Genomic DNA, 20,961 nt, shown 5'->3' with positions numbered 1-20,961 from the left:
CGATTACCTGGATGGGCGCACCCCTTCCGGCCCCTTGCGGCCCCCTTCCGGCGCGCGGCCACCCGTTCGCCCTTCCCCTCTCGCCGTCCTGCCGACGCAGCCTTAACGTGCGTGAAGCAGGGCGTACAGGGGTGGGACGGGAACGCGGGTCGGGACCCCCGCGTCGGGAAGGGAGAACGATGGGCGAGGACGAGACCGGGCAGTCACGCAAACGCTCACCGTGGGGCGTCATCGCCCTGGTCATGCTCACCGGCCTCGCCATGGTGCGCAACGGTGTCGACGTCGACGACGGACCGCCCCAGCCCACCGCGGCCTCGGCCGTCGCGGTGACGGCCGATCAGCTGCCGGCGAATCCGCCGACGCCGCCGGCGGACATGGAGGTGCTGGAGCACTCCTCGGTGCAGCGCATCCGGATCCCCACGATCAGCGTGGACGCGCCGGTGATGACGGTCGGGCTGGACGCGGAGGGCTGGATCGACGCCCCGCCGCCGCAGGACCGCAATCTCGCCGGCTGGTACCTCAACGGCATCTCGCCGGGCCAGCGCGGCTCGGCGGTGATCGTGGGGCACGTGGACAACGCGCAGGGCCCGGCGGTCTTCTACGGCCTGGGCTCGGTGAAGCCGGGCAGCACCATCGAGGTGGAGCGGTACGACGGACGCACGGCCGTGTTCGAGGTCTACGGCGTGGAGGTGTTCTCCAAGGAGGCCTTCCCCGGAGCCCGGGTGTACGGGGACACCGGGCATCCGGAACTCCGCGTGATCACCTGCGGCGGCGGGTACTCGAAGGCCCGCGGCTACGACGGCAACGTGGTCGTCTTCGCCCGCATGGTGGAGGCCCGCTAGGGCCCGGGACCGTGGGGGCGCCAGGGGCGCGGAACGCTCGCCCCCTCAGCGGGGCGGCAGCGCCGGCACGGTCATCCGGTAGCCCCGCGCGAGCAGTTGGGGCAGGTAGGAGGAGAGCGCCTGGACGCTCTGCGACCGGTTGCCGCCCGCGTCGTGCGACAGCACGATCACGCCGGGCCCGGCGGCGCCCAGGACCCGGGAGACGATCGTGCCGGTCCCGGGCTCCTTCCAGTCCAGGGTGTCCACGGTCCAGGCGAGCGGTTCCATGCCCAGCTCGGCCCCGATCTCGAAGGCGGCCCGGTTCCACGCCCCGTAGGGCGCCCGGAACCACAGCGGCGCCTCCCCCACGGTCTGTTGCACGACCTCGCTCGTGCGGCCGATCTCGGAGGCGAGGGCGGGCCGGCTGAGTTGGGGGATGAGGGGGTGGGTCCAGGTGTGGTTTCCGATGACGTGCCCCTCGGCGACCATCCGGCGCACCAGGTCCCGGTTCTCCGCGGCCATCTCCCCGCAGACGAAGAACATGGCGCGGACGCCGTAGCGGGCGAGGGTGTCGAGGATGCCCGGGGTGTAGCGGGGGTCGGGCCCGTCGTCGAAGGTGAGCACCATGGAGCTCGACGTGGTCGCGTCGAGCGGGAGTTCCAGGAGGGGCCGGGTCCGGACGGCCGGTTTCGCGGCGGTCCGGCGGGCGGGGGCCTCCGATGTCATGGGGCGCAGCCGGTAGGACTTCTCGGGCAGCCCCTGGGGGAACGCCCCGGGTGCTCCCGCCGCGGGGTTCGGGCCCGGCCCGGCCGCGGGGCCGGGGCTGCCGGGGCCGGCGCCGCTGGAGCCGGCGCCCGGCACACCGGTGTCACCGCCCACGGACAACAGTCCGGAGGCGGCGGCCACTCCGAGGAAGACGGCGGTGCGCAGGAGCGTGCGCCGCCCTACTGTCGGCTCGTCATTTTTCATTATTACTACGTATCAACGACATCACCGAAGATGTCGAGAGGCGCGGACGCGCCCCCTCCCCCTCACCCGATCAGCCGCGTCGCACCAGGGGGAACGGAAGCGTCTCTCGGATCGCCAGGCCCGTGAGGAACATGACGAGGCGGTCCACGCCGATGCCGAGCCCGCCCGTCGGCGGCATCGCGTACTCCAGCGCGTCCAGGAAGTCATTGTCGAGCTCCATGGCCTCCGGGTCGCCGCCCGCCGCGAGCAGCGACTGGGCGGTGAGCCGGCGCCGCTGCTCCACGGGATCGGTCAGCTCCGAGTACGCGGTGCCCAGTTCGGTGCCGAAGGCGACCAGGTCCCAGCGCTCGGCGAGCCGCGGGTCCTTGCGGTGCTGGCGGGTGAGCGGGGAGACGTCGGTGGGGAAGTCCTTGTAGAAGGTGGGCAGCTTGGTGCGCTCCTCCACCAGCCGCTCGTACATCTCCAGCACCACGTCCCCGCGGGTGTCCTCGGGGGCGTGCGGCACGCCCGACCGGTCGCAGAGCCTCCGCAGGACGGGCTCCTCGGTGTCGGCGTCGACCTCCTCGCCGAGGGCTTCGCTGATGGCCCCGTACATGGTCTTGACCGGCCACGGCCCGGAAATGTCGTGGACCACGAGCTTTCCGTCCGGTCCCGCCTTGTGGGCGACGGGCGAGCCGAAGGCGGCGGCGGCGGCGCCCTGGATCAGTTCGCGCGTGAGGTCGAGCATCACGTCGTAGTCGGCGAAGGCCTGGTACGCCTCCAGCATCGTGAACTCGGGGTTGTGCTTGTAGGAGACGCCTTCGTTGCGGAAGGTGCGGCCCATCTCGAAGACCTTCTCCATGCCGCCGACGCAGAGCCGCTTGAGGTACAGCTCGGGCGCGATGCGCAGGTACAGGTCGAGGTCGTAGGCGTTGATGTGGGTGCGGAAGGGACGGGCGTTGGCGCCGCCGTGGATCTGCTGGAGCATCGGGGTCTCGACCTCCAGGTAGCCGCGGTCGAGCAATCCCTGGCGCAGGGCCTGGACGGCGCTGGAACGGGCCCGTACGACGTCCCGCGCGTCGGGGCTCGCGACGAGGTCGAGGTAGCGGCGCCGGACCCGGGCCTCCGGGTCGGCGAGGCCCTTGCGCTTGTCGGGCAGCGGGCGCAGGCATTTGCCGGTGAGCTGCCAGGACTGCGCCACCAGCGACAGTTCGCCGGCCTTGCTGGCGCCGACCTCGCCGCTGACGACCACGTGGTCCCCGAAGTCGACCTGGGAGGTGAAGGAGTCCAGTACGTCGGCCCCGCTCTCGTCGCGGGTGAACATCAGCTGGATGTCCCCGGACCAGTCGCGCAGGACGCAGAAGACCACGCCCCCCAGGTCGCGTACGAGCATCACGCGCCCGGCGAGGGTGGCCGGTTCGCCGGACCGGGCGCCGGGCGGGTGGCCGGGGTGGACGGCCTTCAGCTCGGCCACGGTGTGGGTCCGCGGGCGGATCCCCACCGGGTAGGGGTCGGTGCCGGCCGCCCGGATGCGCTCCAGCTTGGCGTGCCGGACGCGGACCTGTTCGGGCAGCCGCTCGGCCTGGACGGCCTCGCCCTCCTGCGCCACGGCGTCCAGGCCCAGGGAGTCGATGGAGGGCAGCCCCTCGGTGGTGACGGGGGCGGTGAGGCCCTTGGGGTGGCCGTTGCCCCACAGGGTGCGCAGGCTGGGTACGGAGACGAAGCCCTCGGCGATGCCGGAGGCGAGGCTGACCCGGGCGAGCGAGCCGGCGTCCTGGTAGCAGAGGAACCGCGGGTACCACTCGGGGCCGTACTTGACGTTCGAGCGGTACAGCGCCTCCAGCTGCCACCAGCGGGAGAAGAAGAGCAGCAGTCTGCGCCACAGCTTGAGGACGGGGCCGGCGCCGATCCGGCCGCCCTCCTCGAAAGCGGAGCGGAAGACGGCGAAGTTGAGTGAGATCCTGCGCACCCCGAGGCCGGGGGCCGCGGCGCACAGCTGGGCGACCATGAACTCCATGACCCCGTTGGGGGCGGTGCGGTCGCGGCGCATCAGGTCGAGGGAGATGCCGTCCTTGCCCCAGGGGACGAAGGACAGCAGGGCGATCAGCTCGCCCTTGTCGTCGAAGGCCTCGACCAGCAGGCAGTCCCCGTCGGCGCGGTCGCCGAGCCGGTCCAGGGCCATGGAGAAGCCGCGCTCGGTCTCGGTGTCCCGCCAGCGGTCGGCCCGGTCCACGATCGTCTGCATCTCGTCCTCGGAGAGGGTGGAGTGGCGGCGGATGACGGTGCTGGCGCCGGTGCGCTTCACGCGGTTGACGGCCTGGCGGGTGACGCGCATGTCACGGCCGTCCAGGTCGAAGTGGGCGACGTGCAGGATGGCCTCGTCGCCGAGCTGGAGCGCGCTGAGTCCGGAGCGGGCGTACGCGGTGGCGCCGTCCTCGGAGGCGCCCATGACGGCGGGCTGCCAGCCGTAGCGGCGGGCCACGGCCAGCCAGGCGTCGATGGCGGGGCTCCAGGCGGCGGGATCCCCCACCGGGTCCCCGCTGGCGAGGCAGACGCCGGCCTCGACGCGGTAGGTGACGGCGGCCTTGCCGTTGGGGGCGAAGACGACGGCCTTGTCGCGCCGGGTGGCGAAGTAGCCGAGGGAGTCCGCCCGCCCGTAGGCGCCGAGGAGGGCGCGGATGCGGGGCTCCTCGTCGCCGTGCAGGGCGGCGGTCAGGCGCTGGGAGCGGAAGAGGGTGGTGGCGGCGTTCAGCAGGGCGAGGGCGCCGAAGAGGCCGAGCAGGAAGTACAGCGGGCGGGGCGGGCGGCCGTCGAACTGGCGGGCCGAGAAGAGGCCGCCGAAGACCTGTTTGGCGGCCCAGTCCAGCCACTGGCCCCGGGGCAGGGAACCGGGAAACAGCGCGACGAGCCCCCAGCCGACGAGGACGGCGGCGAGCAGGCCGAGGCCCAGTACGAGCAGGGCCCGCCACAGGGCCCCGGGGCGGGAGGCGGCGTAGAACTCGCCCCGGGCGGCGATCAGCACGCCCATCGCGGCGACGGCGAGGGCCATGGAGGGGCCGCCGACCCAGTAGTCCCCTTCGGCCATGATCAGCACGTCGACGAGTATCAGCAGGGCCAAATAGGTGATGACGATCCACCAGGCGACCTTCTTGCGGGTGCCGAGGGCCGCGGCGAGGAGGAAGAGGAAGACCGCGTAGGCGAGGTTCGCGCTGACCGGGACGACGACCGTGTCGAGGAACCGCACGACGTGCCGCAGGAGCCGCCGCAGCGTCGGGGAGAACGAGAGCAGCGCGCACAGCAGGCCGAGCGTTCCGAAGAACGCGCCGAATGCGTCGGGAACCCGGTTCAGGAAGCGGTTCCGGGTTCCGCGCGTCTGCTCCACGGTGGCACTCATGGTTCGCACTGTAGGGAGGGCCGCGCCCCTGCGCGCGCCGAGCAGGCCGGCCACCCCGCATCGTGGGGCGGGAGCCGGTGCAGCCGGTGCCCGGCTACCGGCCCATGGTCAGGCCGTCCTTGGCGGCGCCGCGGCCGAGGACGGCCTCGCTGATGGCGTCCCGGGCGCTCTCGTAGTCGTCCTGGCCGGGATCCTTGGCGAGGGCGTCGGGGAGGTGGACGACCCGGCCGGCCGACAGGTCCATCATCTGCGGCACGAACTCGGCCTTGGTGACCTGCCAGCGCTGCCCGGCGGCGGCCGGCGGGGCGAAGGTGAAACGGCCGATCGAGCCGTAATTGCCGCGCATGTCGCGCGCGCCGGTGTAGTTGAACATCTCGCCCGCGACCTGGTCGCCCATGCCGTAGATGATCCAGGTCCCGTTGACCTTCTCGTAGGGCTGCGGGATGTGCGCGTGCGTGCCGAGGATCAGGTCGATGTCGGGCCGGCCGCCGGTCTGCGAGGCGGTCAGCGCCTTGCCCAGGGAGAGCTGGGTCGCGTCCGGTTCGGTCTGCCACTCCGTGCCCCAGTGCACGCTCACCAGCACCACGTCCGCGCCCGCCTTCCGGGCGGCCCGCGCATCCGCGATGATCTTGTCCTGCTTGATCAGGTTGACCGCCCACGGCTGTCCCTCGGGCAGCGGGTAGCCGTTGGTGTCGTAGGTGTACGCGAGGTGCGCCACCTTGGCGGAGCCCGCCGTGTACATGGTGGCCGTTGCCGCCTCGGCCGCCGTACGGGCCGAACCGGCGTGCCCCAGCCCGACCTTGTCGAAGCGGTCCAGCGTGCGGCGCAGGCCCGCGCCCCCGTCGTCGAGGGTGTGGTTCGAGGCGGTGGAGCAGCCGTCGTACCCGGCGTCCTTCAGTGCGTCGGCGACCTCGGGCGGGGACTCGAAGGCCGGGTAGCCGGAGAACGGCCCGCCTTCCTCCCCGTAGATGGTCTCCATGTGGCACAGGGCCAGGTCGGCGGCGGAGACCACGGGCTTGACCCCGGAGAACATCGGCCTGAAGTCGTAGCCGTCGCCGCCCGCGTCGTTCGCTCCGCGCTGGATGACGGAGGTGTGCGGCAGTACGTCGCCGCTCGCGACCAGTGTGAAGCCCTTGGCGGCGGGGGATCCCGCGGCATGGGACGGGGCCGGTGCGCCGGAGTCCCCGAGGCGGGCCGGTGCGGATCCCCCGGCGGCCGTGCATCCGGCGGCCGCGGACAACAGGAGGGCCGACAGGAGGGCGACCGCCTGCGGACGGGTTCGCTTGGTCATCTGCGCAGCTCTCATTAGTACGACTATCCGACAACCGATCACCTGCAATCCATAGAAATACACGCCGTAAGTCAAGGAACGGATCCGTCCGCCCGGCACGCGCCCACTCCAACGGCGGATACGCGCGCCCGCCGCGGGCCGGCCTGTGCCGTTCGCCGCGCCGTTCGACCGTTCACCGCCCGGCACGGCCGCCCGGCGGACGACCCGGGTGCTTGGGCGCAACGCCGGGGCCGGACGGTTCCCGGTCGGCTCCGCGCAGGTCAGGGTGGATGAGCCGCCGCCGCCGACCCGGCCCCCACCCACCTCGGAAGGAGCCCCTCGTGCCGCTCTCCCCCACCCTCCCGCGCACGGATCCCGAGGCGCTGGCCGAACTCCAGCGCGACCATGGGCGAGCCCTGTTCGGTTTCCTGCTCGGCCTCACCGCCGGGGACGCCCAGCGCGCGGAGGACCTCGTACAGGAGACCCTCGTACGGGTCTGGCAGCACCCGGAGGTGCTGGCGAGCGGGCACGACTCCCTGCGGCCCTGGCTGTTCACGGTGGCCCGGCGGCTCGCGATCGACGCCCGGCGGGCCCGGCTGTCGCGGCCGCAGGAGGTGGACCCGGAAGGCCTGGAGCAGGCACCCGCACCCGAGGACGCGGTGGTGGGCTCGGTCACGGCAATCGATGTCAGGCGGGCCGTGGGGTCCCTGGGGCCGGAGCACCGCGAGGTACTGGTGCAGGTCTACTTCCGCGACCTGTCGGTGGCCGAGGCCGCCGCCGAGCTCGGGATCCCGGCCGGAACGGTCAAATCCCGTACGCACTACGCCCTCCGCGCCCTGAAGAAGGGGCTCCAGGGCTACGGATACGACCTCGGCGCCTGAACCCCCGACGCGGGGGCGCGGCCGGGGGCCGGGGCGGGAAGAGGTCGGGGAACGCTCCCCGATGGACGCGGATCGGACAAAAAACGCATTGAATTCGGCATCAGACCGTCCAAGTTGAGTAAACATCCCCCGCCCGGCGAGTCGCTCGGTGAAGGCTCAGGGCTGACGACGGGACGCTCGACGCACGGGAGAAGGTGGAACGGTGCAGCCCGAGGGTATGAACGGCACCAGTGACGGCGGGCTCGCGGTGCCCATGGCTTGGCTCTACGCCGAGTACATCGCTGACGAACTGCTGCGCACGGGCCGGCTGATCCCGGTCAGCACCCTGGAGTTCCGGGCCGGACGGGACACGCTCGCCCTGACGATCTACCTGTCGGACGCCGCCGGCGAGCTCTCCGGGATCCGCGTCGTGTCGCAGCTCGACGAGTGGCTGTCACTGACGGCGTACGGACATCCATGGCGCGACTGGGTGCACACCCGCTTCCTGGCGCTGGGCGAGGAAGCCAGGGAGGACGGCCGCGAGGACCCGGACCTGGAACTGGCCCGGGCGGCGTGGCGCTGGCTGGACCGCACCGAGCTGTTCGCCACCAACCTCGACCCCGGCCGGCACGGCCACGCCGACACCCCTCCGGGGCTGGACGAGAACGCGCGGGTGTGGACCCCGGCCTGGCAACTCGGCCTGCCCCTGGGCCACTTGGCGATGCACCTCTTCTGACGCGCGGCCGCTGCCGTCGCTGCGGACGCACCCCGGACAGTCCCTAGGCCCGGTCCGCCGGGTCCATCACCAGGCCGGTGAAATCGGCCTCGTTGCGCTCCGCCCGGGTGACGTACCACCGGGCGATGAGCCACATCACCGGATACACCAGCAGGCCGAGCGCCACCCAGACCAGCGGCCCCGACGTGGCGCGCGGCAGCGCGAACAGCAACGGCAGCGTCCCGACGAGCGACACGAGCGCGGCCAGCGCGCCCAGCCCGGCGCGCAGCTGGCTGCGCATGAGGGCCCGTACGTAGGTGGCCCCGAGGGTGGTCTGTTCGGAGATCTCCGAGCGCGCCGGGGCGTGCGCGGGCGGCCGGCGGCGGGCGCCCCGGGGCACCCCGGTGACGATCTCGCGCCGGGGTGGCGCCTGCTGCTGCTCCTCGGCCATGGCGAGGAAGTCTACGCAGCGCCCGGCTATTTGAGGAGGCGCGAGAGCCGCCGGTCGGCCAGGGGCTTCCCGCCCGTCTGGCACGTCGGGCAGTACTGGAGCGAGGAGTCGGCGAAGGACACCGAGCGTACGGTGTCCCCGCACACCGGACACGGCTCCCCGGCCCGGCCGTGCACCCGCAGCCCGCTCTTCTTCTCGGCCTTGAGGGAACCCGCGGCCACCCCGTGCGCCCGCCCGACGGCCTCGCGCAGGGTGTCCCGAACGGCCGCGTGGAGCTGGGTGATCTGCTCCTCGCCGAAGGACGCGGCGAGCTTGAACGGCGAGACCCGCGCCGCGTGCAGGATCTCGTCGCTGTAGGCGTTGCCGATGCCCGCGATGACGCTCTGGTCGCGCAGGACGCCCTTGATCTGGCGCCGCTCCCCCGCGAGCAGCGCGGCGAAGGCCTCCCGGTCGAAGTCCTCGGCGAGCGGATCGGGGCCGAGGCGGGCGATGCCGGGCACCTCCCGGGGGTCGTGGACCACGTACACGGCGAGGCGCTTCTGGGTCCCGGCCTCGGTGAGGTCGAAGCCGCCGCCGCCCTCCAGGACCACGCGCAGCGCGAGCGGGCCCTTGCCGGGGCCCGGCGGCTGCGCGGGCAGGGTGTCCCGCCAGCGCAGCCAGCCGGCCCGGGCCAGGTGGGTGACGAGGTGGAGCTCGCCGATCCGCAGGGCCAGGAACTTGCCGTACCGGGCGACGGCGCCGGCCGGCTGCCCTTCGAGGGCGGCCAGGGGCGGGTCGTACGTCTTGAGCACGCTGACCGCCAGGGGGAGGACGCGCTCGACCACCCGCCCGGTGAGGTGCTCGTCGAGGTACTCCCTCAGGGCCTCGACCTCGGGCAGCTCCGGCATGGGTCCAGCGTGCCGCCGCCTCAGGCGAAACGCGAGCTGGGCACGGGGCCCCGCCCGTTTTCGGGCTCTGCCCGGACCCGCGCCTCAAACGCCGGCGGGGCTGTACTTCAGCGCCCCCTACGCCATCACGAACTCGCACCACACGCACTTGCCGCCGCCCCGCGACTCCACGCCCCACACATCGGCCAGCCGGTCCACCAGCATCAGGCCGCGCCCCGAGACCCCCGACTCCCCGGCCTCCCGCCGCCGCGGCAACGCGCTGGAGCGGTCCTCGACCTCGACCCGCAGTCTGCGCTGGGGACCCGTCAGGACCCGCAGGGTCACGATCGCCGGGCCGTCCGTGTGCATCAGGGCGTTCACGATCAGCTCGTCCGCGACCAGCTCGATCTCGTCGGAGCGTTCGCGCGCGCCCCATGCCCGTACCGCCGCCCCGATCATGTGGCGGGCCGCCACCAGGGCCTCCGGGTCGCCCGGGGCCACGTGCTGCTGCAGGCGGCCGCCGCCCGGTGCGGCTGCCGCCGCCTCGCGGCGCAGCAGGAGCAGCGCCATGTCGTCGTCCCCGCCCCGGTCGTCGACGATCTCGCACAGCCGGTCCGCCAGGACTTGCAGGTCCGCCGGTCCGCCGCGGATGAGCGAGGTCAGCAGCCCTATCCCGTCGTCGAGGTCGGCGCCGGGCTGTTCGACCAGGCCGTCCGTGCACAGCAGGAGCGTTTCTCCCGGGTCCAGTTCCACCGTGGTCACCGGGTACTCGATGTGGCCGAACTCCGCCGAGAGGCCGAGCGGCATCCCGCCCTCCACCGGGAGCCGGCGGCAGTCCCCGTCGCGGGTGCGCAGCAGCGGGTCGATGTGGCCCGCCCGGACCAGCTGGAGCACGCCCGTGGAGAGGTCGGCCTCCACGTACGTGCACGTCGCGAAGCGGTCGGTGTCCAGCTCGTGCAGGAAGACGGAGGCCCGGGCGATGACGGTGCCCGGCGAGTGCCCCTCGGCGGCGTAGGCGCGCAGGACGATCCGCAGCTGGCCCATGACCGCCGCCGCGTGCGTGTCGTGGCCCTGGACGTCGCCGATGACCGCGCCGACCCGGCCGCCCGGCAGCGGGATGACGTCGTACCAGTCGCCGCCGATGTCCTGGCCCATCCGGGCGGAGCGGTACCGTACGGCGATCTCCCCACCGGGCACCGACGGGATCCGCCTCGGCAGCATGGCCTGCTGCAGGCCCTCGGCCAGGTCGTGCTCCTGCTCCAGCAGCATGGCCCGCTGGAGGCTCTGCGCGATGCTGCTGCCGAGTGCGACGAGCAGGTTGCGCTCGTCCTGGGTGAAGCCGTCCTTGTCCTGGTAGAGCAGTCCGATCGCGCCGATCGGGCGGGCCTGGGCGATGAGCGGCAGGTAGGCGGCCGCCGAGATCCGCATGTCCGAGATCTTCGCCCAGAGCCCGGGGTAGTCCGCGGCGAACTCCTGCGCCGAGTCGAGGAAGCGCGGCTGGAGCGAGCGGACGACCTCGCTCATCGGGTACTGCTCGTCGACGCGGGTGTAGCGGGTGCCGGGGACGAAGCTGCCCGCCGGCCCCTCGGCGACGAGGTGGATCCGGCCCGCTTCGACGAGGCCCATCACCATGCCCATCGAGCCGAGCCGCTCCAGGCCGTGGGCGTCGCCGAGCGCGTCGATGACGTCCTGCACGGTCCGGGCGTGCGCGAGGGCGGCGGTGGTGGACTCGACGACCGAGGTCTGGCGGCGCCGTTCCTCGTCCAGGCCGAGGCGCTCCGCCGAATGACTGAGCTCCTCGGTCGCGTCCCGGACGATGCCGATGATCCGGTACGGCCGCCCGTCGCGGCCGCGCATGACCCGGCCCTGGGTGTGCGTCCAGCGCAGCCGCCCGTCGTGGCAGCGGATGCGGAAGTAGGCGCCGTAGCTGTCCTGGCCGCTCTTGAGGGCGGAGGAGACGAGGGCGTCGAGCCGGGCCGCCTCGGCGGGCGGGACGCGCGGGGAGAGGGCGGCGGGCCGGCCGTCGTACTCCTCGGGGGCCGTGTCGAAGACGTCGAGGGCGGCTGCGTCCATGTGCATGAGCCCGGTGGTCAGGTCCCAGTCGAAACTGCCCATCCGGTTGAGCAACAGCGACTGGTCCGGGTGTGCGGGCCAGTCGTCCGGCAGCGATACGGTGGTCGGCACCGATCCACCATGACACACGGGCCGGTCAGGCGCTCTCCAGCGAGTAGCCCTCGTCCGAGGGCGGCGGCTGCAGGCCCGGGTCGGCGTACGGGTCCGCGTACGGGTCGTAGGGATCGCTCGGCGGCGGTGTCGATCCGTCGGGGTCGAGCGGGATCCCGGGGTCGAGCGGGATGTCCGACGGCAGGTCGGAGGGGACGTCCGACGGGGTGTCCGAGGGGATGTCCGACGGGATGTCCGAGGGCGGCTGCTGCGGCCGCGTGGCCGGGTTCGACGGAAGGTTCTCGCCCGGCGAGCTCTGCGAGGCCGGCGGATCCGACGGACTCGGCGGGCAGTCCGTCCCCGTCGGCGGGGGTGGGGGCGATGCCGGCGGCGTGCTGCCGGACGGGCCGCTCTCCTCGGGGCCCGGGCACGGTTCGGTCGAGGCGGTCCCGGGCGGGGTGACGGGGCCGGGCGGGATGCCGTCGGCGGGGTCGAACGGGGGTGCCACCTGCGGGGTCCGGTCCTGGGCGCCGTCGTCGCCCCGCTTGCGTTCGATCCAGGTGTTGTCGGCGATGTTGACGATCACCAGGTTGTTGATCACATGGGCGGTGGGTTCGATGACGACGACCTGGTTGGGCTGGTAGCCGTTCCACGGGGCGCCCTTGTGTACCGGGGAGCCCTTGGCGGCGCGCGGGGAGGCCAGCGGGTTCCCGCAGCCGCAGCGGACCCGTGGCATTCCGTGTTCGTCGACGAGGACGGCGGTGCCGGCCTGGAGGACGGACTGGTAGCCATCGGCTCGGCCGCCGCGGAAGCCGTGGTTGGTGACCCGGGTGTCGGCGCGCAGCACCACGGGGGTGAGGCCGCGCAGGAATTCGGGGATCTTCGCCTGTTCGATGTCGGAGGCCTGGGCGAAGGCACGTGCCTTGGCGTTGTCGGCGGTCAGGGAGCGGACCTGCTGCTCCACGTCGCAGCTGCCGAGCCGCTGGGTGCCGCCGTACAGGCCCGGGGTGGCCGCGTTGACCGTGCGGATGCCCTGCCCGGTCGGGTTCGGCAGCGGGGGTTGTACGGGGGCGGACTCGGCGGTGGCCGAGGAGGCGGTGAAGGGGTCGGGGCCCGGGGAGCCCACGGGCTGGAGCTGGACCTCCTGGCTCTCGGGTCCGGCGGAGCTCTTGGGCGCCTCGGAGCCGCCGCAGGCCGCGGCGAACAGGCCGAGGACGGCCAAGAGGGCGGCGCCGGCCGGTGCGTGACGGTGCGACGCCTGACGAGGTGTCGGAGGTGACGGTGCCTGCACGTGGATCTCCCTTTCGCCCCGGTTGCTCCCTCTTGTCTGCCGCATGCCCGGGAGTGGCGCAACCGGAGCGCACCTTGAACATGTTCAAGGAATCTCATAGGCTCACCACGTGGGTTGAACGCGTTCAAGGCGTCGGGTCACTGCGTTGGGGGGAGTCCAGGGTGACGGTACTGGTGAACGCGATCGTCACCCTGGGCGCATTCTGCGCCGCCCCGGCCGACCAGGCGGACCAAGCGGACCAAGGCGCGCTGGCCGGCGCCGCCTGACCGGTCCGATACTGGAGGCGATGGACTGGTTCACGGCGCCCGGATACTGGCTCGCCCGGCTGGTCTTCCAGCGGGCCCTGGCCGGCGTCTACCTCGTCGCCTTCATCGGGGCCGCCCTGCAGTTCCGGGCCCTGATCGGGGCGCACGGCATGCTGCCCGTGCCGCGCTACGTGCGGTACGTGCCCTTCCGGCGCGCCCCGAGCCTGTTCCAACTGCACTACTCCGACCGGCTCTTCGCCGGCTGCGCCTGGACCGGGGCGGCGCTGGCCGCGGCCCTGGCCGCCGGGGCCGGGGACGAGGTGCCGCTGGGCGCGGCCATGGCGATGTGGGCACTGCTGTGGCTGCTCTACCTGTCCATCGTGAACGTGGGGCAGACCTGGTACTCCTTCGGCTGGGAGTCGCTGCTGCTGGAGGTGGGCTTCCTCGCCGTGTTCCTCGGCAACGCGCGGGCCGGGCCGCCGGTGCTGGTGCTGTGGCTGCTGCGCTGGGTGCTCTTCCGCGTGGAATTCGGCGCCGGGCTGATCAAGATGCGCGGGGACTCCTGCTGGCGCAAGCTGACCTGCCTGTACTTCCACCACGAGACGCAGCCGATGGCGGGGCCGCTGAGCTGGTTCTTCCACCATCTGCCGAAGCCGCTGCACCGGGCGGAGTGCGCGGCCAACCACGTGACCCAGCTGGTCGTCCCGGTGCTGCTGTTCACCCCGCAGCCGGTGGCCTCGTACGCGGCCGGGATCGTCATCGCGACACAGCTGTGGCTGGTGCTGTCGGGCAACTTCGCCTGGCTGAACTGGCTGACGATCACGCTGGCCGTGTCGGCCGTGGACTTCACCGGGCTCGCGGGCCCTCCCCCGGCCGCCGCCGCGCGGTCGGCTCCGGTCTGGTTCATGGTCCTGGTCGGTGCGGTGACGGCGCTGGTGCTGTTCCTCAGCCGCCATCCGGTGCTCAACATGATCTCGCGCCGGCAGGTGATGAACCGCTCCTTCGACGCACTGCACCTGGTCAACACCTACGGGGCCTTCGGCTCGGTCGGCCGGGTCCGCATGGAGGTGGTGGTGGAGGGCACCGCCGACCGCGCACCGCGCGCGGACGGCGCCTGGCGGGAGTACGGCTTCAAGGGCAAGCCGACCGAACTGCGCAGGATCCCCCGCCAGTTCGCCCCGTACCACCTGCGGCTGGACTGGCTGATGTGGTTCGCGGCGATCTCCCCCGGCTACGCGCGGGACTGGTTCGGGCCGTTCGTGGAGCGGCTGCTGGCGGGCGACCGGGACACGCTGCGGCTGCTGCGCCACAATCCCTTCCCGGACGCGCCGCCCGTGTACGTCCGGGCGCTGCTGTACCGCTACCGGTTCACCACCTGGCGGGAGCTGCGCGAGACGGGCGCCTGGTGGCACCGCACGCTGGTGCGCGAGTACCTGCCGCCGACCCGTCTCGCGGAGGCGTCCTGGTCAGAGCCCGAGTAGCGCGGCCTCCCGCTCGGGGTCGATGCCGGGGGCCGGCCGGTCGGTCCGCTGCGGGGCCGCCCCGCCGAGCGTCCGCAGCCACTCCCAGGTGTCGGCCACGGTCTCCTCGACCGGGCGGCACGTGAGGCCGGCCGCCAGCGCCCTGGTGACGTCGCCGCCGAACATGAAGTCGTGCGGCTCGCCCTCGGGGATCCAGATCGGGAGCTCGGTCCAGGGCTGTACGCCGGCCTCCTCCAGCAGGGCCGGGTCGGTCCAGCGCAGTTCGGCGCCGCCCCCGGTGGTGGCGACGCAGGCGTCGAGGAGGCCGCCCAGGGTGGCGTGCCCGACCGGGGAGACGAGGTTGTACGCCCCGCCGAGGCCCGCCTCGGCGGCGTCCAGGGCCCAGCGCGCGAGGTCGCGTACGTCGATGTACTGGATCGGGAGTTCGCGGGGTCCGGGGGCGAGCACCGGGCCGCCGCGGGCGGTGCGGTTCAGCCACCAGGGCAGCCGGCCGACGTTCTCGTACGGGCCGAGGATCAGCCCGGCGCGCACCAGCAGGGCGCGGTCGCCGAAGGCGTCGAGGGCGGCGATCTCGGCGCCCCGCTTGTCCTCGGCGTAGGCCGTGGACCCCGCGTCCGGCGAGCCCTCGACGACGGGGCCGTCCTCGCCGAGCCCGGCGGGCGCGGGGTAGGCGTACACCGAGCGACTGGAGACGTACACGTACCGCGCGGCCCGGTCGCGCAGCAGGCGGGCACTGTCGCGCACGGCGGTGGGGGCGCCGCCCCAGGTGTCGACGACGAGGTCCCACTCCCCCGCGGCGAGGGCGTCCAGGCCCCCGGGGGCGGTGCGGTCCCCGTGCAGGGCGGAGGTGCCCGGCGGGGGCGCGTGGTGTCCGCGGTGGAAGACGGTCACCTCCCAGCCCCGGGCGAGGGCATCCTCGGTGATCGCGCGTCCGACGAATTCGGTACCACCCAGCATCAGCAGCTTCATGTGCGTCAGCCTGCCCGGGCGGGCGGGGCGACGGAAGCGGTGATCGCTCACGGCGATGACGCTCAGGGCGTAGCCGGTACGGGAACCGCGCCGGGCCCGGGCGGTGGGCGGCCCGGCGGGCAAGGCCGGCGAGCGCCCGGCAAGCGCGGCGAGCGGCGGGCAAGGGCAGCGCCCCCGGCGCTGGTGGGCAGGGGGCGCTTGGTACCGCTACACGGGCTAGTCGATGCCGGGCAGGATGTGCGATTCCGCCAGGTCGTCCTCGTACCCCGCCAGCCGGATCGGGGCGGATCGTGCCCACACTTCGAGGCTCCCGAGCTCGTCGGTCCGGGGCTTGCGCCGCGTTCCCGTCCGCTCCAGCAACTCCGGTTCGGGCTTGGTCATTTCAGTCACCGCGCACTCCTTCGTGTCGCGTAACCCGGCGGCGGACCGCGCGCCGGGCAGGGATGAAAAGGGTTCCGGACGCGGTGGCGCCTTAGTGGAGCGCGGCCCGGATAGGGGCCGTCTTGATGCCCCAGAGTACACATATGAGCGGACCCCCGCTCGATGGAACGGCAAAATCCGGTCCGTCCACCCAGTTTCGCCGCGAGTTCAGCAAGTCGTAGGGCGGCGGGTCCGTGACGAATGGTCTGCTCGGCACCGGATGTGTGCGGTGCGACGGAGGGGAGCGGCGGGTGGTCAGGTCCGGGGCGTCGAGGCCCGAAGTGCCGTACGTCACAAGCGTGCAGGAGCTCATGGATCTTCTGTACGCGTGCCGCGGCGACCGCGGTCTGCGGACGGCGGCACTGCTGCGCCGCTCGCACCCCTTCGACAAGGAACTCCAGGTCGCGGGCTTGGTGCACGAGCTCGGGGCGCTGCTCTGTCCGGGTGACGGCACGTTTCGCGCGGACCTCGCGGCCGCGGCGGTCCGGCCCCTCCTCGGCGAACGGGTGGCCCTGCTCGTCGCCCTCGCCGAGAGCGACGAGGCCGGCGATACCGACGAGACCGGCGCGGCGGCGGCGACCCTGCGCCAGGCGCGGGACGCCGCCGCAGCAGCCGGCCTCGACGCGGGAGTGCTGGAGGACTGGCAGCCGGTACTCGAACTGGTCGCGGCCGGGGCCTACCGGCCCGTACGCCCCACCCGCCCGGCACGGCCCCCGAACGGCAACGACCCCCTCGGTTCGCCGAGGGGGTCGATCGCGGGTATCCAGTAGGCCGGGGGCGGACTACCAGTTCGCGGGGGCGTAGTCCTTCAGGAAGACGCCGTACAGGTCCTCGCCGGCCTCGCCCCGGACGACGGGGTCGTAGACCCGGGCCGCACCGTCGACCAGGTCGAGAGGGGCGTGGAAGCCCTCCTCGGCGAGGCGCAGCTTGTCGAAGTGCGGGCGCTCGTCGGTGATCCAGCCGGTGTCGACCGAGGTCATCAGGATGCGGTCGGTCTGGAACATCTCCTGACCGCTGGTCCGCGTCACCATGTTCATCGCTGCCTTGGCGGCATTGGTGTTCGGGTGCCCCGCACCCTTGTAGCCACGGCTGAAGACTCCCTCCATCGCCGAGACGTTCACGACGTACGCACGCCCGCTGGACGCCTTCCGGGCGGCCTCGGCCATGGCCGGCCGGAGCGCGCTGATCAGGATGAAGGGCGACGTGTAGTTGCACAGCTGGGTCTCGAGCAGCTCCACCGGGGAGATCTGGTCGATGGTCTGCACCCAGGTATTGCTATCGACGACGTCGGGCAGCAGGCCGCCCGCGTCGATGGCGGTTCCGGCCAGGTGCCGCTCCAGGCTGGCGTTGCCCGCGACCAGGGCGAGGTCGGCGACCTTCTGCGCCTCGAGCCCGCTCACGCCGACGGGCAGCGCCGCCAAGCCGTCGACCGCACCGGAGTTGAAGGCGCCGATGACGTGGTGGGCGGGGAGCTCGCCGGCCGGCAGCGGGGCGCTCTCCCCCTCGACCAGCGCGGCGTACGCGGTGGGCAGGCGGCGCACGGTCTGCGTCGCGTTGTTGATCAGGATGTCCAGCGGACCGGCCTCGGCCACCTGGTCGGCGAGCGCCACGGCCTGGGCCGGGTCGCGCAGGTCGATGCCGACGACCTCCAGGCGGTGCATCCAGTCCGCCGAGTCCTCCATCGCCTTGAAGCGGCGGATGGCGTCCTTGGGGAAGCGGGTGGTGATCGTGGTGTGGGCGCCGTCGCGCAGCAGCCGCAGCGCGATGTACATGCCGATCTTGGCCCGGCCACCGGTGAGCAGCGCGCGCTTGCCGGAGAGGTCGGCGCGGGCCTCCCGCCTGGCCCGGTTCTCGGCGGCGCAGCCCGGGCAGAGCTGGTGGTAGAAGAAGTCGACCTCGACGTACCGCACCTTGCAGACGTAGCAGGAGCGCGGGCGCTGAAGTATCCCGGCGATCCGGCCGGCGTCCGTGACCGAGGAGGGCAGGATGCCCTCGGTCTCGTCGTCGATGCGCTCGGCGGAGCCGGTCGCGGTGGCCTCGGTGACGGCCTTGTCGTTGGCGGTCTTGGCGGCGCGGCGCTCCTGGCGGCGGCGCTGCTTGACCGTGCGGTAGAGCCCGGCGGTGGCGCGGCGTACGGTGATCGCGTCGGGGTGGTCGACGTCGATCTTGTCCAGCTCGTCGAGCACGCTGAGACAGAGCGCGAGCCGGTCGGGGTCGATGCCCGGACCGTAGTCCTGCCCGTGGTCCTGGCTGTCTTCGGTCACCGTCATGGCCGCTGCGTTCCTTGATCACTCGTCCGCATCCGCCTGCTGCGGAAGTCCTCAAAAGAGGAACTGTACGGATCCCGCGCGCCCCGGTCCAAACCCGCCCGCGCCATCCTCACGCACCGCGACCAGACCGTCACTTTGGGGGGCGGAGGGGTAACTCTCGGGCGCGGCAGGGGTCGCGCTCCGCAGCCGAAGGGACGACGCTGCGTACTCCCGTACTACGTCGGGAGTATGACTGATCACCACCTGTGGGCGGAGGAATAGCGCCGAGGGGTCGTGCATTGTGGACCTTATGAGTGCACTGGCGCTGTCGGTCCTGCTCTGCCTCGTGTCCGCCCTGGCGTACGCCGGCGGGGCGATCGTCCAGGAACAGGTCGCGGCGAGCACGCCGGACCGCCCGTACGCGCCGTTGCGCCGTGGGGGCTGGTGGGTGGCCGTGGGGCTGAACGGCCTCGGCGCACTGCTGCACGTGGTGGCGCTCGCGTACGGTCCGCTGAGCCTGGTCCAGCCGCTCGGCGCGCTGACCATCGTCTTCGCCCTGCCGATGGCGGCCGTCTTCGTACGGCGCCGGGCGGGCGCGGCTGCCTGGCGCGGGGCCGTGCTGGCCACGGTGGGTCTCGCCGGGCTGCTGGCCCTGACCGGCGGGGAGGGGCGGGCCGAGCAGTCCCTGGCGGGCGGTGAGCGCGGCGTGCTGCTCACCGCGACCTGGGCGGCCGTGGCGGTGCTGTTCCTGGCGGCGCACCGGGTGCACCGGGCGGTGCTGCGCAGTGTGCTGCTGGCTGCGGCGGCCGGTACCGCCTTCGGCATGGCCTCGGTGTTCACCAAGTCGGTGGCCGAGAACTTCGCCCCGGACGCGCTGACCGCCATGTGGCCCGATCTGGCGGCGATCGCGGTGCTGGCGGCCGGCGGGCTGCTGCTCTCGCAGGCGGCCTACCGGGGGGCCGGGCTGACCGCGCCGCTGGCCACGGTGACGGTGATCAACCCGGTCGTCGCGGCGACGGTCGGCATCACGCTGTTCGGCGAGGGATTCCGCTACGGGGCGGCGGGCACGACGGCGGCCGTGGCCAGCGCCGCGCTGGCGGCGGCGGGCCTGATCCTGCTCACCGCCGTGCCGTCGCACGTGCGCGGGTCAGATGCGGACTCCGTGGCCCCGGAGGTACTTCAGCGGGTCGATGTCGGAGCCGTAGCCGGGCCCCGTGCGCATCTCGAAGTGCAGGTGCGGGCCGGTGGTGTTGCCGGTCGAGCCGGAGCGGCCGATGCGCTGGCCTCCGGAGACCTGCTGGCCGGCCTTGACCCCGAGGGCCGAGAGGTGGGCGTACTGGGAGTACCGGCCGTCGGTGTGCCGGATGACGACCTGGTAGCCGTAGGCACCGGCCCAGCCGGCGGAGACGACCTGGCCGGGTCCGACGGACTTGACGGTGGTGCCGGTCGCCACCGGGAAGTCGACGCCGGTGTGGTAGCCGCTGGACCAGGAGGAACCGGACACGCGGTAGGCGGTGCCGAGGGCGGCGTCGACCGGGGCGTGGAAGCCGCCCGCTTCCGGGTTCTGCTGCGCTGAGGCGGGCTTCTCGGCCGGCTTCTCAGCTGGCTTCTCCGCCTTCTGCTCGGCCTTCTTCTCGGCCGGCTTCTCGACCTGCTTCTGGGCGGGCTTCTCGGCCGCCGGCTCCACGGGTTTCACCGGCTCGGCGGTCCGCGGCGGCTTCTCGGGGTCCTGCGCGGGCGGATCGGCGGGCGGGGCGGGCGCGGCCGTGATCCGCAGGGTGAGCCGCTGGCCGGGGAAGATCAGGTTCGGGTTGCCGCCCACGGTGGCCCGGTTGGTCTCGTACAGCGCCTGCCAGCCGCCCTCGACGTGCTGCTGGGTGGCGATCGCGGAGAGCGAGTCGCCGGGCGCGACGACGTACGGGTTCGGCAGGACGGAGGTCCCCGTCGGGCGGGGGGCGGTGGCCTGCGCCGGAATCGTCTTCGGCTGCGACGGGCCCTGCGCGGTGACGGCGGGGGCCGGACCGCTGCGGGTGAGGCCCGCCTGCTTGCCGCAGTTCGGCCAGGCCCCGGGCCCCTGGCCCTTCAGGACCTTCTCCGCGACCGCGATCTGCTGGTCCTTGGTGGCCAGGTCCGCGCGGGGGGCGTAGGCGGTGCCGCCGAAGGCCCGCCAGGTGCTCTGGCTGAACTGGAGGCCGCCGTAGTAGCCGTTGCCGGTGTTGATGCGCCAGTTGTTGGTCGACTCGCAGGTGGCGACCTTGTTCCAGGTGTCCACGGAGGCGGCGTGTGCGGCTCCGGCGCCGATGAGCGGTAAGGCGATCCCGGCGCCACCGGCGGTGACGGCCAGCGAGGCCCGGTTGATGCTGCTCGGCTGATACCGGCGGTGCCGGCCCCGTACACCCATGGGAGCCCCCATCGAAGACATCAGGAACCCCACAACCTAACCACCCGACCAGGGCATGACAAGGGGCACAACAGGGCGCACTCGTGCGGCACTTGACCGCGTCCCGGTCGGCGGGAGCACGCGGGAGCGCATCGATGGCCACCCGCCGCGACCGGAAGGCTCGGGCCGGCGGGCTCCGATCAGAGGGCTCAGGCCAGAGGCTCAAGCCAGAGGGCTCAGGTCAGCGGGGTCGGCGGCGGCATCGGCGGAGGCATCGGCTCCGGGCTGGGCGGCACGGGCCGCGGAATGGGCTCGGGGTCCGGGAAGGGACTGGGCCCCGGGTTCGGCCCGGGCCCGGGCGCGGGGGGCGGCTCCGGGACGGGTGACGGCTCGGGGACCGGCGGCACGGTCTGCTCGGCTGTACGTACCATGACTCCC

16 protein-coding genes and 1 pseudogene are annotated in these 20,961 nt (G+C 73.0%); 6 read left to right on the top strand and 11 right to left on the bottom strand.

From position 1 onward, the window contains the following. The first annotated feature begins 179 nt into the window (after positions 1-179). On the top strand, positions 180-842 hold the full coding sequence (locus ACZ45T_RS19950) for a class F sortase (protein ID WP_468442998.1): 663 nt from the start codon (positions 180-182) through the stop codon (positions 840-842). 45 nt (positions 843-887) lie between these two features. Here ACZ45T_RS19950 and ACZ45T_RS19945 read toward each other — a convergent pair whose 3' ends face one another. From ACZ45T_RS19945 to ACZ45T_RS19935, 3 genes are all read right to left on the bottom strand, one after another. Beyond that, positions 888-1,790, bottom strand: a complete 903-nt coding sequence (locus tag ACZ45T_RS19945) for a polysaccharide deacetylase family protein (RefSeq protein ID WP_468442996.1) — start codon at positions 1,788-1,790, stop codon at positions 888-890. Between the two features lie 70 nt (positions 1,791-1,860). Continuing rightward, positions 1,861-5,163 (bottom strand): bifunctional lysylphosphatidylglycerol synthetase/lysine--tRNA ligase LysX, encoded by a 3,303-nt coding sequence (gene lysX, locus ACZ45T_RS19940; RefSeq protein ID WP_468442994.1) that lies wholly within the window; start codon positions 5,161-5,163, stop codon positions 1,861-1,863. Between the two features lie 94 nt (positions 5,164-5,257). Further along, on the bottom strand, positions 5,258-6,454 hold the full coding sequence (locus ACZ45T_RS19935) for a CapA family protein (RefSeq protein WP_468442992.1): 1,197 nt from the start codon (positions 6,452-6,454) through the stop codon (positions 5,258-5,260). Between the two features lie 320 nt (positions 6,455-6,774). Between ACZ45T_RS19935 and ACZ45T_RS19930 the strand changes: the two genes are divergently transcribed. Both ACZ45T_RS19930 and ACZ45T_RS19925 read left to right on the top strand, forming a co-directional pair. Further along, positions 6,775-7,314 carry a sigma-70 family RNA polymerase sigma factor gene (locus ACZ45T_RS19930; RefSeq protein WP_468442990.1) on the top strand — a complete coding sequence of 180 codons (540 nt, stop codon included), beginning with the start codon at positions 6,775-6,777 and terminating at the stop codon, positions 7,312-7,314. 217 nt (positions 7,315-7,531) lie between these two features. After that, on the top strand, positions 7,532-8,029 hold the full coding sequence (locus ACZ45T_RS19925; RefSeq protein ID WP_468443104.1) for a hypothetical protein: 498 nt from the start codon (positions 7,532-7,534) through the stop codon (positions 8,027-8,029). 43 nt (positions 8,030-8,072) lie between these two features. On the opposite strand, the gene ACZ45T_RS19920 is transcribed toward ACZ45T_RS19925, so the two are convergent. The 4 genes from ACZ45T_RS19920 to ACZ45T_RS19905 all read right to left on the bottom strand — a co-directional run bounded on the left by ACZ45T_RS19920 (position 8,073) and on the right by ACZ45T_RS19905 (position 12,779). Next, the gene (locus ACZ45T_RS19920; protein WP_468442988.1) at positions 8,073-8,459 is read right to left on the bottom strand and encodes a hypothetical protein; all 387 of its coding nucleotides are present in this window, start codon (positions 8,457-8,459) and stop codon (positions 8,073-8,075) included. 26 nt (positions 8,460-8,485) lie between these two features. Further along, positions 8,486-9,346 (bottom strand): Fpg/Nei family DNA glycosylase, encoded by an 861-nt coding sequence (locus ACZ45T_RS19915; RefSeq protein WP_468442986.1) that lies wholly within the window; start codon positions 9,344-9,346, stop codon positions 8,486-8,488. A gap of 117 nt (positions 9,347-9,463) precedes the next feature. Then, the gene (locus ACZ45T_RS19910) at positions 9,464-11,527 is read right to left on the bottom strand and encodes a SpoIIE family protein phosphatase (protein ID WP_468442984.1); all 2,064 of its coding nucleotides are present in this window, start codon (positions 11,525-11,527) and stop codon (positions 9,464-9,466) included. A gap of 7 nt (positions 11,528-11,534) precedes the next feature. Then, positions 11,535-12,779 (bottom strand): DUF6777 domain-containing protein, encoded by a 1,245-nt coding sequence (locus ACZ45T_RS19905; RefSeq protein WP_468442982.1) that lies wholly within the window; start codon positions 12,777-12,779, stop codon positions 11,535-11,537. Positions 12,780-13,065: 286 nt separating this feature from the next. On the opposite strand from ACZ45T_RS19905, the gene ACZ45T_RS19900 reads away from it, so the two are divergent. Continuing rightward, on the top strand, positions 13,066-14,505 hold the full coding sequence (locus ACZ45T_RS19900) for a lipase maturation factor family protein (protein ID WP_468442980.1): 1,440 nt from the start codon (positions 13,066-13,068) through the stop codon (positions 14,503-14,505). Here ACZ45T_RS19900 and ACZ45T_RS19895 read toward each other — a convergent pair. Together ACZ45T_RS19895 and ACZ45T_RS19890 are read right to left on the bottom strand one after the other, a co-directional pair. Next, positions 14,491-15,474, bottom strand: a complete 984-nt coding sequence (locus ACZ45T_RS19895; RefSeq protein WP_468443102.1) for an NAD-dependent epimerase/dehydratase family protein — start codon at positions 15,472-15,474, stop codon at positions 14,491-14,493. The two genes, ACZ45T_RS19900 and ACZ45T_RS19895, sit on opposite strands and share 15 nt — an antisense overlap. Before the next feature lie 216 nt (positions 15,475-15,690). Beyond that, entirely contained in the window at positions 15,691-15,864 is a 174-nt protein-coding gene (locus ACZ45T_RS19890; RefSeq protein WP_468443116.1) for a hypothetical protein, read from the bottom strand. A 341-nt stretch (positions 15,865-16,205) separates the two neighbouring features. Here ACZ45T_RS19890 and ACZ45T_RS19885 point away from each other — a divergent pair, with 341 nt between their 5' ends. Further along, positions 16,206-16,664 (top strand): hypothetical protein, encoded by a 459-nt coding sequence (locus ACZ45T_RS19885; protein WP_468442978.1) that lies wholly within the window; start codon positions 16,206-16,208, stop codon positions 16,662-16,664. 12 nt (positions 16,665-16,676) lie between these two features. Here ACZ45T_RS19885 and ACZ45T_RS19880 read toward each other — a convergent pair whose 3' ends face one another. Beyond that, entirely contained in the window at positions 16,677-18,164 is a 1,488-nt protein-coding gene (locus ACZ45T_RS19880; RefSeq protein ID WP_468442976.1) for an SDR family NAD(P)-dependent oxidoreductase, read from the bottom strand. A 289-nt stretch (positions 18,165-18,453) separates the two neighbouring features. Here ACZ45T_RS19880 and ACZ45T_RS19875 point away from each other — a divergent pair. Beyond that, a pseudogene (locus ACZ45T_RS19875) lies at positions 18,454-19,266 on the top strand (DMT family transporter); the annotation flags it as partial. A 24-nt stretch (positions 19,267-19,290) separates the two neighbouring features. Here ACZ45T_RS19875 and ACZ45T_RS19870 read toward each other — a convergent pair. Next, positions 19,291-20,544 carry a transglycosylase family protein gene (locus ACZ45T_RS19870; RefSeq protein WP_468442974.1) on the bottom strand — a complete coding sequence of 418 codons (1,254 nt, stop codon included), beginning with the start codon at positions 20,542-20,544 and terminating at the stop codon, positions 19,291-19,293. Positions 20,545-20,961 lie beyond the last annotated feature (417 nt).

It is taken from the genome of Streptomyces sp. NPDC030995, assembly GCF_055571215.1.
The sequence above is the reverse complement of the archived record's forward strand: the minus strand, read 5'-3'. Positions and strand labels throughout refer to the sequence as shown.